Origin of the sequence: Pseudomonas sp. C 49-2 (assembly GCF_003970195.1) — a bacterium.
GTDB lineage: Bacteria > Pseudomonadota > Gammaproteobacteria > Pseudomonadales > Pseudomonadaceae > Aquipseudomonas > Aquipseudomonas canadensis.
In genome coordinates, this window is the sequence record NZ_RXYG01000011.1 from 143,219 (window position 1) to 157,724 (window position 14,506).

The 14,506-nt window shown below is 39.2% G+C and carries 14 protein-coding genes; 9 read left to right on the forward strand and 5 right to left on the reverse strand.

The annotated features are described in order from the left end of the window. The first annotated feature begins 106 nt into the window (after window positions 1-106). Genes EJ576_RS21860 through EJ576_RS21870 form a run of 4 tightly spaced genes read left to right on the forward strand, consistent with a single transcriptional unit; the run spans window position 107 to window position 2,217 of the window. Window positions 107-574 (forward strand): hypothetical protein, encoded by a 468-nt coding sequence (locus tag EJ576_RS21860; protein WP_126571077.1) that lies wholly within the window; start codon window positions 107-109, stop codon window positions 572-574. A 24-nt stretch (window positions 575-598) separates the two neighbouring features. Continuing rightward, entirely contained in the window at window positions 599-1,384 is a 786-nt protein-coding gene (locus tag EJ576_RS21865; RefSeq protein ID WP_126571078.1) for a hypothetical protein, read from the forward strand. Further along, window positions 1,377-1,544, forward strand: coding sequence for a hypothetical protein (locus EJ576_RS29705; protein WP_158628955.1), 168 nt, complete (start codon window positions 1,377-1,379; stop codon window positions 1,542-1,544). The genes EJ576_RS21865 and EJ576_RS29705 overlap by 8 nt, the downstream gene beginning before the upstream one ends. Further along, on the forward strand, window positions 1,531-2,217 hold the full coding sequence (locus tag EJ576_RS21870; RefSeq protein WP_126571079.1) for a hypothetical protein: 687 nt from the start codon (window positions 1,531-1,533) through the stop codon (window positions 2,215-2,217). Before EJ576_RS29705 ends, EJ576_RS21870 begins: the two co-directional genes overlap by 14 nt. A gap of 25 nt (window positions 2,218-2,242) precedes the next feature. Here EJ576_RS21870 and EJ576_RS21875 read toward each other — a convergent pair whose 3' ends face one another. Further along, entirely contained in the window at window positions 2,243-2,989 is a 747-nt protein-coding gene (locus tag EJ576_RS21875; RefSeq protein WP_126571080.1) for a hypothetical protein, read from the reverse strand. Between the two features lies 1 nt (window position 2,990). Continuing rightward, on the reverse strand, window positions 2,991-5,237 hold the full coding sequence (locus tag EJ576_RS21880) for a hypothetical protein (RefSeq protein WP_126571081.1): 2,247 nt from the start codon (window positions 5,235-5,237) through the stop codon (window positions 2,991-2,993). A 346-nt stretch (window positions 5,238-5,583) separates the two neighbouring features. Between EJ576_RS21880 and EJ576_RS21885 the strand changes: the two genes are divergently transcribed. The 4 genes from EJ576_RS21885 (at window position 5,584) to EJ576_RS21900 (ending at window position 9,861) form a co-directional block, all read left to right on the forward strand. Next, window positions 5,584-6,459 (forward strand): hypothetical protein, encoded by an 876-nt coding sequence (locus EJ576_RS21885; RefSeq protein ID WP_126571082.1) that lies wholly within the window; start codon window positions 5,584-5,586, stop codon window positions 6,457-6,459. A gap of 18 nt (window positions 6,460-6,477) precedes the next feature. Continuing rightward, a complete protein-coding gene (locus EJ576_RS21890; RefSeq protein ID WP_126571083.1) occupies window positions 6,478-7,401 on the forward strand; it encodes a hypothetical protein in 924 nt (307 codons plus the stop codon). 126 nt (window positions 7,402-7,527) lie between these two features. Continuing rightward, window positions 7,528-8,682 carry a hypothetical protein gene (locus EJ576_RS21895; RefSeq protein WP_126571084.1) on the forward strand — a complete coding sequence of 385 codons (1,155 nt, stop codon included), beginning with the start codon at window positions 7,528-7,530 and terminating at the stop codon, window positions 8,680-8,682. Between the two features lie 405 nt (window positions 8,683-9,087). Beyond that, window positions 9,088-9,861, forward strand: a complete 774-nt coding sequence (locus tag EJ576_RS21900) for a hypothetical protein (protein WP_126571085.1) — start codon at window positions 9,088-9,090, stop codon at window positions 9,859-9,861. A gap of 86 nt (window positions 9,862-9,947) precedes the next feature. Here EJ576_RS21900 and EJ576_RS21905 read toward each other — a convergent pair whose 3' ends face one another. Further along, complete coding sequence (locus EJ576_RS21905) at window positions 9,948-10,361, reverse strand: hypothetical protein (RefSeq protein ID WP_126571086.1); 414 nt, start codon at window positions 10,359-10,361, stop codon at window positions 9,948-9,950. 122 nt (window positions 10,362-10,483) lie between these two features. Here EJ576_RS21905 and EJ576_RS21910 point away from each other — a divergent pair, with 122 nt between their 5' ends. Then, on the forward strand, window positions 10,484-13,144 hold the full coding sequence (locus EJ576_RS21910; protein WP_126571087.1) for a hypothetical protein: 2,661 nt from the start codon (window positions 10,484-10,486) through the stop codon (window positions 13,142-13,144). 19 nt (window positions 13,145-13,163) lie between these two features. Here EJ576_RS21910 and EJ576_RS21915 read toward each other — a convergent pair whose 3' ends face one another. Together EJ576_RS21915 and EJ576_RS21920 are read right to left on the reverse strand one after the other, a co-directional pair. Further along, window positions 13,164-13,553: a hypothetical protein gene (locus EJ576_RS21915; protein ID WP_126571088.1), complete on the reverse strand. Its 390-nt coding sequence runs from the start codon at window positions 13,551-13,553 to the stop codon at window positions 13,164-13,166. A gap of 97 nt (window positions 13,554-13,650) precedes the next feature. Next, window positions 13,651-14,448, reverse strand: a complete 798-nt coding sequence (locus EJ576_RS21920) for an N-6 DNA methylase (protein ID WP_126571089.1) — start codon at window positions 14,446-14,448, stop codon at window positions 13,651-13,653. Window positions 14,449-14,506: the final 58 nt, after the last annotated feature.

Sequence of the window (14,506 nt, forward strand, 5' to 3'; positions counted from 1 at the left end):
CTATCATTCTACCAAAACCTAAACATATTTCAAGAATTTAACTTGCAATTAATTGAACTAAGGTTATTCACATGATATATTGATATAAGAACAAATGGATTTATATATGAAACTTACAAAATATGACAAAGAAACAATTAAAAGATTAGCTGATATTGCAACTGACACTTACTATTCGCTACCATCTGAACACTTGGATACATTATTTCAAGTGGTAAACCTTGGCATGTATGATGCTTTGCGTGAAATTGCTAAAGATATTGACCCAACGAAAGAAACTGTTGTATCTGCGGCTAACGACATTCTTAAAGAACTGTATGGAACAATAAAAAAGGACATAGATGATTTTACTTCTATGACTATTCAAGAAAAAATGCCCTTTGTGACACAGAATAGATTTCTTGATGTTCCACCCAGCACCTATGGAAGAAACGAAACCCTGATGATTATGGATAAGAACAGTGTAGATATTAACTATGTTTACTTAACCCAGCCGATTAGAAAGAGATTTCGTGAAAAACACAAATCAGTAATTCAACACATTGAAAACCTAGTGATAACCACTAAGCATTAACAAACAACTTACCATGAGGAAATTATGACACATGAAGAATTACAAGCCATATATGAAAAAATGAAATTAGCCTTGGCTAATTCAGCAGCAAGAGTAGATGAAAAAAGCAAAGTGCTAACAAGGAAAGTCGGCTTATTGAAGTTTCATGAAAACCTAAAAGACTTCAACAAATATATTTGCAGCCCTTCAATCCACCATAATCATACACCAAACATCATTCCAGTGCTTAGGGCATATATTATCAAAAGGAGTGATGTAGACACAGTGTATAGCGAAGATTATTTAGCTGAACTCACGAAACATATTGAACTTCACAATAAGGGTTTGAGACTGCGAGTCGAGTTAAAACATAAAACCGTCAACATCTTTGAAGCTAGCCTTGTCATGAAGAAGTATGAGACATTCTTTGTTGATGACCAAGGCAAGAAGAAAGCTAATCTTGACCTTATGCAATCAGCCTTAAATGCACAAATTGAAGAAAAGAACGGGGGCAGACCCGCAATAACTGGCTTTACAATTTACGAGTATCCAAAAAACAAAGATAAACCAGCAAGGTTAATTTTTAGAGGTACTTACAAAGACCTACTATTCAATAACTACAGCCTAACCCTAGACTGGACTAATGAAGAAAAAGAAAAAGTTGACTGGTACAAGGATGGCACTTACTACAAAAATCTTGAAAGTGGTATAGATGGAAAGCTTGGAACACATGCAATCTATAAAGGTGGCTACGTTGACAACACCCCTAAAATTACCAAAGAAGATATAGTCAACCAAATAATAAACGATAAGGAGAAACCAAATGAATAACGAGTCCACCAACACTTTCATGAACAAGCTGGATGCTTTCTTGATTGAAAATAATAACTACATTAAGCCCGTAGACAAAGAAGAAATGCTTATTGAAATGGCTCGCATCTTTGAAGAGCATTTAACTGATGAACCACGAAAGGTAGATGATGTGGAGTAAACTGAAAGCACTACTCTCACCTTATGAAACTAAAAAGGTCGAGAAAGCCCCGGAACCTGAATCATCAGATATTGATGAATTCATTCCCACGCCTAACACTCAGCTCAAATTGAGCAGCCTCAATCTTGCAGAAGATAAGGTTCAGCGTATTTTTCTAGACCATGCATTCAGGTACGTAATACGTGACTACTACGATATTAGAGATATTCGTGAAAAGGAAATGAGAAATAAGGAAGAATTTTTTCCAGAAGAGCTTGAACAGTTGAAAGGTGAACATGAGATAATTTCTTTGATTTTAGAGTTTGAACGTAAAGACTTCATATCAAGGTGTACGATGAATCATCTTGATTTATTGCGTAAACTCGCAAAATCAATCATCAAGCTCAACCCTGTCATAGACAAGAACAAAAACCCTGACCTTGAAGTCTATTGGCTAGATAACAAAGACAAACTACTTGAACCATTTGACATAAGGTTGAAAACAATCAAACTCAAAATTCTTTATGAGTTGATAGAAGCCAATATCTTAAAAGAAGAAGAACCTAAACCTGTCACCACTGGCACCACAGACACTACACCACCCGTCATTGCTGGACCTGATTCAGAAGATATAGTAATGGATGGCGGCACTGGTAAAACAGATGAAAAGAAATCAACTTTAAACTTCAATTAAACAAACCAGCCGTAGCTGGTTTAATTTAATAGTCATCATCAAGAAGCCTATCCGAATCTTTGTAGACCCACCTTACGATTTTAGAATTTGAAACAACGTTGACTTCATTTCTAACTTCCAATCCGCTCACCACACCTTTCAAGCTGGACTGACCTTTGAATTGATACTTTTGCTTAATGCCAGTGCCATACGCCTTCATAAACTCTAAGAACAACACCTTCACTTCATCAGTAAATTTCGTTTGCTTAGCTTTGTCATCTAAATCACTCATGACAATCTCAAAGCACAACTCATTGAGATATTCAAACACGGTAATGTCACTGTTGAAATCCTTGCCATTGTTGAATGTGAACACTTCATCAGTCAGTAACAGCGTTTTACTTGCACGGAGAATTTCAAGCTTATCGTTATACATCCTAGCCAGCTTGTCTTGATTGTTATCAATACGAACCACTTTGATACTGTCAGCTTCAACCTTGCAGACTCTGTTCGTGAATTCTTCTCTGAGAATGTCCAAGGTTTCTTTTGACAGCGTATCGACAATACTTCTAAGCGTAATTTCTTGAAGCGTGTATTTCTTCAAGTCATCCAGAAATGGGTTAGGTTCTCCCATGAACTTTTGACTGAAATTGTCAGCATCATTGTAGTAATTTCCCATCTTTTGCTTGTAAGCCTTGGTTAAATAGACACCAGCCAAAGCTGATATTTTATCAGCGTAGCTTTGTGGCTTTCTTGTTTCGTATCTGTCAGCATTCTTTAAATTCAATCCCATGTTAAACCTCTGATTTAATGTTTGTTCTACGTGTTTCGTTTGCAATAGCAGTCCTAACACTTGATTTCGCTTTTTCTACTTTCTCTTTAACAGCGTCTAAGTCCTTAGTAGCTGAACTGTAATCTATACCTGAATCATCATGCTTTTGACCTTCAACCTTTTCAGATGCTTTTGCTCTTGCTTCTTTCAAGTCAGCATATTCAGGTGAATTCAATGTTTGTGGCATACCAAATTCTTCTGCAAGGAACGCTTCCATTTCTTCAATGCTGTAATCAGATTGACCATTCACCGGCTCAGCCGCTTCTTGAACAGGTTCAGGCACATCAAAGGAATTATTAAACAATTCTTTGTTCTCAAGAATATCCTTGTCAAAGTCATACACATCATCTGGAATCTGTTCAGCCATACGCTCAGGCACATCACCAAGCACAGGTTCAGCAACCGCTGCAGGAAGCCCAGCATCAACGACAACATCAGCAACCGCATCAACCACCACGTCAGGCACTGGAACGCCTTGTGTAGCAAGGGCGAGCTTGGCAGCTTCCTTCAATTCTTTGAGAACGTCATAAGCCGCTTGGAAGTTGTAATCTTCCTTGTTTTCCTTGATTTGTTCCTCAGTCATACCTTCCACTCTGGCAGCTTCAGCTTTCTTGAACTGACCGTAGGTGAAGACTTGTCCATCACTCAACCAGCAACCGGAGACTTGGCTAACGCTGATACCAGCCGCTTTGGTCAATCCATCGAACACCTTTTGAAGCGTTGGGCCTGACATTGACTCAACCTCCCCTTTCACCCCTATGAGGTTGTATCTCTCCTTGGCCGGGTCTTCATTGGCATGGGTCTTAACAAGCGTGCATCCGTTGATGATGGTCTTCTTCTGAGCTGGGGCTTCTGGTGTAGCAGGAGCAGCATTTGCAGGCACATCACCCGCTGCAGGCTCATTAGGTATGGTCTGTTGATTTACCGGGCTAGATCCAGCAGGAACGGCCTTATCTGGCTCACCCGTAGCAACCGGGGCTGATGACTTGCCTTGATCGGGCTTAGCACCTTCAACATCTGGATTGGCTTCTTGCTTGGATTTTGATTCCGCTACCTGTTCAGGAGTGGCTTGACCCAGCTCAGCGAGGTTTTTCATTTCATTGACCTTCATGGTCACTAGGTATTGCCAGTCCTTGTGGAAATGAATTTGCTCAGGCTCAAAGCCCGCTTTAATCAACTGATTTAGCTTCTGTTCATAAATCATGCCTAGGTTGTCTTTGTATTGCTCCATAGCCTTAGCACTGACGTTGAAGAACACCTTGTCATGTCCAAATTTCTTGTAAGCAGCATCAGCCGCAAGCTGACCAGCCGCTTCATGAAAGATACCAGCTTCATGAATTTTGATAGTGCCGCCACCGGTTCTCCAGCTCAACAACTCACGGTTGTGCTTGTCATGAATGGTAATGTCATGAATAAAAGGAAGCGGGAGGTTTTTGTAAGCTGGGGTTTTGTGATGGTTGAAATACAAGCCCAACTCTTTCATACGTCTTTCTAACCAATCATCTTCATCAGCGGCTCTACCATTTTGGTCATTCAAGGCTTGCTTGATACCATCATGTAGCTTTGACTTCTTGTGAACATCTTCAACGTTGTTAGGGTCGAAATTATCATTGAGATTCTTTCTAGCCTCATTCGCTTCATTGAGGTTTTCCACTTTGTTCTGTAAGTCAGGATTGCTAAAAGAAAACATGTCTTCTTCAACAGGTGCAGCTTCGACCACTTTCTTAGGTGGCTTCATGCCTTGTCTAACGTTGGTGTAATGACTGAAATCATCACTACCATCTTGAATAGCCTCGAATGACTTGTTAACAAGCTCTTGCTTCTCACCCAAATCTTCACGAACACGCATCTTTTCAAAGTCTATCCCGAACGATGGGAAAACATTTTTCAACGCTTCCAAAGTATCTTTGTGTCTGAACGCATCAGTTAACAAAGCACCGTATGAATTAGTAAAATCCCTACCCTCAAGTGTTGGATTTGGCGTTATCACTGCTACAGCACTGTAATTGTGAGAGATAGTCAACGAGGGGTAATGAGAGTAATCAAAACTAAGGTCTGGATTATCCTTTAAAATCTGCTTTGTAAACTTAGCATATTCTTTTTTATATTTCGCAAGTGTTTCAACATCCAAGCTGATTTTATCACCTACAAACTTATTATCAACTGCAGAGTAGCTACTAGCAATTACTTGATTATTTATCTTAGACATAAATTCCTTATCTAGTTTATATAATATTATTATACTATATAAATACCTTTAATCAAATAAATACAGCATATTTATCAAAGTATTTTAATGCGGTTTCTTGCAAAGGGTTATTTATATGGAATAATGATTCATATATAACAATTAAAGGTTAACTATGGCCAAGTCAAAACAAAGAAAGAAAATTAAACCCTCAGTACCTAGCTTCGATTATGGCAAACCATTACTAGAAAAAACAGAGGTTGAACAACCAGTAGTTAAACGAGAAGTGAACTGGAGCTTTCTTTTTGCGTGCCTATTTGGCATATCAACGCTTGCGTTAATCATTCATGTAATTGTGACTTAATTAATGAACATAGAAGATTACGTTGACCGAGAGTGCAAGAAGATAGCCAAGATGGCGAACAAGCAATTGCTTAGACCCAATAGGAAAATCTACATTGCATGGGCGTTTAGACAATTCATATTCAAATACTTGACCAAAGAAGCACTTCAAAGATTTGAACCTTATTGGCCTGATGATTACTATCACAATGAAATAATCATTGTGAACGAGAATTCAGGACATACTACATTCTATACAAAATACAATGAACTACTAAATGAATATTCAAGACACCAAGAATATCTCCAATATGCTGAAATGAGTTTTGAACAACATCTTAAAAACGCTTTTTTACACAAGGTTAATAGAGGCATTGAATACAATCTCAGACAAGTTCTAACAGAACGTAGACCGCACTACTCATTTAAAGAATATGACAGAGCTAACCTTTCAATAAACTGCTATGCACTGACACTCATTCATGATGGCAAATTCCACATGCCAATTGATAGGCTAATGAAATACTTTCGTGATTCTGCTTCTGCTCATTGGTACGTCATTGAACCTTGCTCAACCTTCATGAAAAAAGACACAAGCTTTGAACTTGAAATAAAGCTCATCAGAAACCACGTTTATTTTAGAACCGACACAAACACTTATGTCATAGGATTTGATGATTATCCAATAAATTCACAATCGAAACTCAATATAAGAATATCCGACAATTCAAACCCACCAGAATTAGAAGGTGTAGTTATGAATGAAGATGGCCTATTGGTCTATGAAATGGTGCATTACAACGAAAAGGACTCGCCAATTACCATATGGACTGTAAACGAAAATACAGCAAGCAAACCCGACCCATTCGCCTTCTATGGTTTAGATAAGAATGGTCAATAAAAATCAACTGAGGAAAAAATGAATATAGAAAAATACGTTAAAAGGGAGCTAAAAAAAATAGCAGGCTTCTTGAACAAAAGAAAGATTGAAAAAGATTGGACGATTGAAATTCCATTTCCGGTGTATCACATCATCAAGCCATTTTTATCTGAGCATTTACACAGTCAGGTAATTACTGAGCATCTTGATAAGTCACAGTGGACTGACTCAGATGGATTTGAACACAAAATGGACAGCATAAGAATAATGAATGGAGAACGTTTCATTGTTCAATGGTACGACCATAATAGACCGCTACTAATTAAATATATAGATTATTTAAACCATCATCAGAAAATAGAAACATTTGAAGAATACCTCAACAGCTCAATAGCTAACGACTGTCTTAATAAATTGACTTCTGAATATGCAGTTGACGATGATAGTATTGAACCTGAATTTTTCACTACAACAACCGCTAGCGTGCTTCTGTACACTTTATACAACGAACAAAAACCCGACTTTAAAAAAACGGTTAAACTCTATAGCCATATGAGGGGATGGCATCTTAACATAGATAGCCTGAAAGAAATGATAGTGTCAGATATTGATAAAATCAGAATTATCGCAAAATACAATACAAACATTGAGCTTTTTGAATATGATTATATTTATAAGTCAACTATTAACACTTACCATCTGAGAGTAATCGCTGACGATAATGGCAATAATCATCTGAGCGAGTATAACCAACCAACTGTCTCAGTAATTCAAACACCCAACGAATCACCATTAACGTATGACGAAATACAATTAACTGATGATGGATTAAAGCTGCTTGAAATCAAGTATTATGACGAGAATGATTACTATGAATTTGATACCAACTTTCTTTATCAAATAGCACTTATGACAAGGGATGAACTTGCAGAGTATTTAAACTCAAAAGGGTATATTGGATAGTACAACAGGCTCATCAACGACATGGATACAATACAATCAAAGCCCCTTAATGGTTTTTTTGTTGCCTTCATTTTACTAAAGGTAATTCACATGTAATAATGACTAAAAATAACAACCACAATCAAAATGAGAGATATTCTTAAATTACACGAACAATCCAAAATCTACCAGTTGCTCTTTTCTACTTTTGAGCAAGAAGTCATCCAATTGCTGAACAGCATACCCGCCGATGAGAAATGCTACGCAATTCTTAACAAGAAGATTTATCAGCGTTTCACGAAGCTATGCCCAGCATTGAAAGACAATCCAAAGGTCATGATGTATAAGAAATCAGTCAACGAGCTTAACGACGATGACCATCCTCTTAGACAGCATTACAAAACAGAAACAGTTGCTAATCTTGTAAACAGTAAATTGAGAGGTAGCCGTAATAAGCTTGACGTAGCAAATAGGTCATTCATGCTGACCGCCGATATGATGTTAGATGGTAATGACATTTTCGGGTTGTACATCCTAGAAGCTAGCGTAGCGTTAAGTAATGATAAATCCCTCACGAAAACCGCAGCACTCGTTGAAGAACATCTTGTCGGTTGGACAACCAGCAAGTTAGCAGAATACTATCTCAAGTTAGCTAACGAAGTATCACTAAAGGACACAGCAACATCATCGGCAACCACTTTAGGCGAGACAGCAGCAAAAGATAATTTCAATGAAAAGATTGAATGTCTTATCTGGCGTATTATCTGTAATGCAAACATGCCCGAATTAAGTCATTTACTCGGAGTTTTCCTTGACATCGGAACCTTGAATCAAGAGCAAATTGAAAAATTCGTGTGTGGTTACTATTCAAATATACCTTACATCGGAAGTAATTTAAAACCTACTGCTGCAGCTTCAATCAGGAAGACATTTTCAAGAAACCCATACTATGAAAAACATGTTGCTGAATATTTTGTTAAAAGCCAAAGAGTAATAGCACATATTATCGTTGATTTTGATTTTCACGAAATACAGGAATTTAATATCTATGATATATCTGAAAGAGAAACAGTTAATTTATTTAGTCAGGATTACTGCATGGATGAAGACTTTCTTGAAGGAATGCACCTAGACCTTTTCCTAATGGTCACTTGCGACTTCAATAACGTTAAGGTGATTACTGATTTTACCTTCGATTATCAAAAGTCACTTGCTATCAGCATGACTCAAGAAAGAAACGCCGGACTTTATGATTACCTGCTAGACATGGAAGGAAGGTACCACAGGTTAAGACAGAGCTAACCAAACACCAGACAAAAAAAAAGCCCCATACAGGGGCCAAAATCATCATTCACACCATTTGGTTGTGTGACTGGAAAGACCCGCACTATACCCCACTCCCCTACCGCATACCAAGCGATACCAGAGCCTTTACCACCAGAAGCACAGCCAGAGCTGGTTGGACAGTGTGAGGGGTTGTGTGATGGTTTAGCGTTCTTCCTGTTCAAATGTTAACCAATCCTACCTTCTTGAATGTTTCATCAACCTTTGTAAGTCTCTAAACAAGAAAATATCTTTGAGTTTTAGCTAAATACTTAAAATAAAGGTTGCTAGAGATAGGTTGGCATTCTACTATTCGTCTTAACAAGGCACAAAACATAAGCCTTGAAGCTTCATCATCATTTCAATCATTTGGAGATTCACAGCATGAACGCTACCGCCACCAACGCACCAGCCGCTACCGAAACCGAAGACTTCAAAAAGCTGTATCAAGATACAACCGTTGAAGGTATGGATCATCTGCACAACGCAGGTGCAAAGAAAATTGCTGCGAGCGTCATCAACACCTTCAATGATGTGCTGGTTCCAAAAGCAGAACTGGAGCTGAACGCTCAAATCAAGGCGGCAATTGCACGCGAAGATTTTGATGCTGCTTATCCACTGATGGAGAAGCGTAAAGAAATCAAAGCTAACCAAGCGAAAGATGGCAACATCATCAAAGAAATTCGCAAGCATGACTTCCCGCTGGTAGTGAAAGCGTTCCGTGCTGAATTCGATGCCATCATCTATGAAATCGCCTACAACGTCCTGACCGGCACCCACACAGCAATCGCAGAAGCGGCTAAACCAGCCCGTGCCCCGCGTGGCACCAAGACTACTGGTGATGAAGCTGGTGGTGAAAAAGCTTCCCGTAAAAAGTCGCTCTACAAAGTGACCAAGGCTGACGGCACCGTTGTTGACTTCCCTGTCATCATGGGGCCGAAGGGCAACACCGACTATAAGGCCGTAGAAGATGCCTACAAGGCTCTTGGCTTCGAAGTGAAGAAAGATGGTGACGAATACGTGATTGAACCGGGCACCATCGAGCTGAAAGCTGGTGGTAACGTCATGGTCAACCGTGTGAACCTGATGGACGCAATCGAGAAACAAACCGCCGCCCAGTTCGACGGCTGGAAGGTTGATAAAATCAAAATTGACTGATTAACCAGTCGATAACAAGAAAGCCCCTTAACCGGGGCTTTTTTGTGTCTGTCGTCCTGACAAAATATTTGCGGATACGTTTAATATCAACAGGCTTCCTTTGTGTCATGCTCTTGCTCTTCAACCAGATTAGCTTTTTTAATGACTTCATAGACTTCTTGTAAATATTGCTCACTGTAAAAACGAACATGAGCAAACCTACCCTTCTTAACACGCTTCCTCCCCTTCCTGACCTTGAAACCTTTAACTGTCTTAACACCATAATCATTCACTAGATTGCACAAATAAAAGAAATGTCTGTAAAGCACATCAGTGATATTGTGCTTCTTGATGAAATCACCAATCAAAATCAATGGAAAGAATTCAGGGTATGCTGGGTATTTCTCCATCACTCTCACATCAAATCTTGTCAAATCATCTTCTTCTAAGGCAAAAGCAAAATTCTTGTTCCTAAGAGTTTTGTTCTTTGTTGTCGTTTCTTTCTTCACACTCTCAGTCATACACACGTCCATTTGTTAGTTATTCTATATAATATTCAAGTATTACATATAAATATCCTTTTTCAAGATTGAATGACATTTATATTATGCTAACATGATAGTATACAAACATAGTTATACTCATGAATAAGATTAAATTATCAGCACTTCTTTTAAGCTTTCTGCTTATTGGAGGATGTTCAAACGAAGGCGACAGAATACCGGGCAAATGTGGGGTAAGTGAAAGTAATCCGAACAAAGTAACTGGATTTAACTTTGAGCTTTGTAAGGAAAACAAGTCAGCGTTGATGACAACCACCAATATGAAAGGTGCCGGTAAACAAGCCATACCCAAGGGTGATGAAGCTTATTATGCTGTTCAAGATGCCATAGACAACGACCCAGCCAGTAAACTACTTCAAGAAGAAGCGAACCTTACAACATCAGCCGGGAGATTTGCCTATAACTCAATAATTTATCTATTTGGTATAGGGATACTCATTTGGACATATTTTAGAATTGTGGTTATTTCAAAGGCCACACAAGAACATGACCGAAATGAAGAGGGTGTAAACCGTTACGGGTTATTGGGGCTATGCATGCCTCCCGTGGGAATATTCATGCTTTTGCCGTGGGTTTGGGGTGATTTAGGAGAAGACGCGAACTCAACAGTCGCTGAACGGGTCTTCACAACGGTGTTGATGTGGTCAGACGTGCTTGAAGCTGGTGGCATATCATCACTTATCGCATGGCAGCAGCAAGGGGACATAGGAGCCGTAGAATCCGAATCTGCAAGGAAGTATGACCCATCCTATGCAAACGCCCGTGGCATAGCCTTTGCGATGGTTAACGCCGCACTCCTTGACAACCGAACAGCTAAATTTCATTACAAGTATGAAAACTTGAACCTACCTGTTGAAAAGAGAAATGTAGAATTCCAAGAACCATACCAGTTCTACTTTACTGACAGCTCAATCACAATCAAACGTCTTCCAGAAGGCAGCTTGATTGAGAGTGATGCAATTGCGGTACCGGGCCAGATAGAAATTCAAACGGTCATGCCACTCAACAACAGTGTTAAAAACGCTGCAATTGAACTCAAAGCTCAATACCTCACCCATAACCCAGCTCATTTTGAGTCTTCCCTAAATGGCTTCAAGACGGCAATCATGGCAAAGGTAGGAGTAACAAAATCTAACGCTGATATAAATAATGCAGTGACTAGCCAAGGTAATGAGTTAGTAAAAGAAGCGTTAATTCAAGAAATTAAGACAGATAGTCTTATCAAGAAAACAGCACGTCTTAACGAAGAGGTGCAATGCACCATCAACAGAATGGGGCTTGATGAAAACTATTTGAAAGACATTAAGAATTACATGAAGTTCTTGACAGGTGTAGAACAGAAAGCAAGATTTGAAAATGCCATTGAGTGTGTTGGTGGTAAGAATGGTGCATTCATGGTTTACGGAGAAAGAACCCTTGATGTGGTGACAGCAGAAAGGAACGCTGCATTCAAAGAGCTTGTTGATTCAACCTATGAAATTATCACGGCCCATGCCACAGCCCTAGCAAACGTGACCGTAGACAGCAGTAACGGTAACTATTGTGTCCTAGCCCGAAAAGGTCAAACCACGGACTTTGCTCTTTACTATCCACTTTGCCTAAGACAATCCGAAGCCAACAGACAAATCATCAATATTGCAGCAAATAGCTATACGATGACAGGTAACGGTGAAGGTTCATACGTTGACACGAACTTTGTACTTAAAAACAACAGCAAGCTTGACACCTTAACAACCGATAATTTCGATCAGATAATGAGCGACATGTATAACAGTGTTGAAGTGAAGGTAGACTTCTACAAGACTGACAAAAATACTTACCTTGAAACGTTGATTAGAGGTAATTTAGGTGATTCCGATAGCTTATTTAAAAACATAACAGAAATAATTCTTAAACCTACTGCGACCTTGAAAAGAGATTTGGGGATTGCCGATGATTGTAAGGACGGATTTTTCTATTGCGTTAAACCAGCGAACGTTGTTCCAGCATTACACAATATCGGGGATAAGCTAATTGATTCGGGGGCTTACGTTGCTTTCTTCTCGCTCACCGCTTCACAATTATCATCGAAGTTCACGAAAGGGGAAGATAAATCAGTTAACCTAGAAAATAAAAAGGGCAAATCCAAGAGCGGCTATCAGAAGGCTTTGACTGCTGTTACTGCTATATTCTCGATGTTCACAACACTAGGCTATATAGAAATGTATGCCGGTGGTTTCATCAAATACGTTCTAGCCGTTCCACCATTATTCTTTGTTGTCGCATCATTGATGATAATTCTTATGATGATTTTCAACCTTATTTTGGCACCATTTAGGTTCCTATGGTTGTTATGGCCGAACGACAATGACAACTTTGTTGCAAACGGCAAGAAAATGATTAATGAATTTTTATTCAACATCACCGCAAAACTCGTATTAGTCATGATTCAAGCGTTCTTCTACCCAATCTTAGGATTTGCATTATTAGGCGTAACCTTCCTAATGTTGGAGCTTGCCGACCAAGGAATTAAAGAAGCTATATTTTCAACCCTGATGTTAGGCCCAATGCTTTACATAACGATTGTTGGTAGCTTGAAAGCAACCATCAAGTTGCTTGACAAATACATTGAAAGATTAGAAGGAAACGTGTTTATGGCAGGCGTGTTAAGAGAAACATTAGACATGTGTTTCATCGTCATTACCTTCTGCTTACCACTTCTATTCATTCAATTGGGAAAAACCAAAGGAATGAACGAATAAGTAATATAAACCCTGACTGTCACAAGGCAGTCATTCCAAGATCGGCCATACACGCATCAGCGAATTTAGCCATTTCTAACGAGAACTTTCTAAAATCTTCTCGTTTAAGGGCTTTCTTCATGCGTTGCTTTTGAATGTCTGCAGGATAAGATTTATCCCACATATCCAGAATTACAGTAGAGATTGGAATCTCAATCAAGTCACCAGTTCTTCCAAGCTTACTGATGATGAAATACTTCTTTGCTTCAAGATCAGCAAAACCTACCATTTTGAAACCAGTGTCACGAACCATTGCCGTTGCAGCAGTGGAACACGATGAAAGAAATTCATCATTGGTCATAATCATTTGGAAATCGGGTGATTTAGCTTCTACAAGCTTGTGTTTAAATTGTGCGTAAAAATCAGACATAGTTATCTCCTTTGATTTTGTGTCTTGTGTAAATCCTTCTGTTGCTAGAGTTGATCGAATTGAAGAAGAGTACAAGACCCTTGCAGGTCTTTTTTGATCAGCTTGTAACAGCCTTTGTAGAGCGTTCTGAGCTGTCTTTACACAGATCCATTACTTCTTTAAAAGCTTTGAACTGACCCGCCCTGAACGAGCTATCAGGCTGAATATCCGGGGCTTTGTAACCCACCATCAACGTATAAGTCTCATTCCATTCCGTGATGACGTTGCAGTTGTACATAAGAACCTCACCAATCTGAACCCGGTGAACCAGCATGTTCGCTACCACCTGCAGGAACGCCACTTTGCAAGCCAGCTCATCTATGTCATTCAGGATCAATGTAACGGTTGAAAGGGCTTCTGGTGTGGTCGTAGCACATCGTTTTAGGGCAGCTAGCGGCAGGCTCCCGGCACCACAGCAAAAGTCTTCAATTCTCTTACCGGCAGTCAGCAAAGGCATGAGTTCAGCCAGTACATCAGCTATGTCGGAAGGTGTGTAGAACTGGCCTAAGCCTTCCCCCCTCCTACCAGTCAATAGAAGCTCTTCATGCAGCATCGAGAACACATCAGTAAATGGGTCACATGCTCTAACAAGCTCACAATAGCTCTTAACTGATTGACCCAGCTCAGGACTATCATTGATATTCCTCATAGATTTTCTAACTTGCTTTCTCATGTAAAGCTCTGAACCAAAGATTTGCATATGGCTCAAAGCTTGGAGCATTGAGCTGAAAGCATAATCCACAAACATTTTGTAAGACGCTTCTTTATTCCTTTGTTCACTACCATCAAGCTTAGCCCCGATCATGAACAAATCGCTTTTGAATTTCACCAGAAGCTTTTGATTGTTTACTTTCATACTTCCTCCTATTCTTTTTTTTATTTACACAATTTAATTACCCAATACAATTCTACCT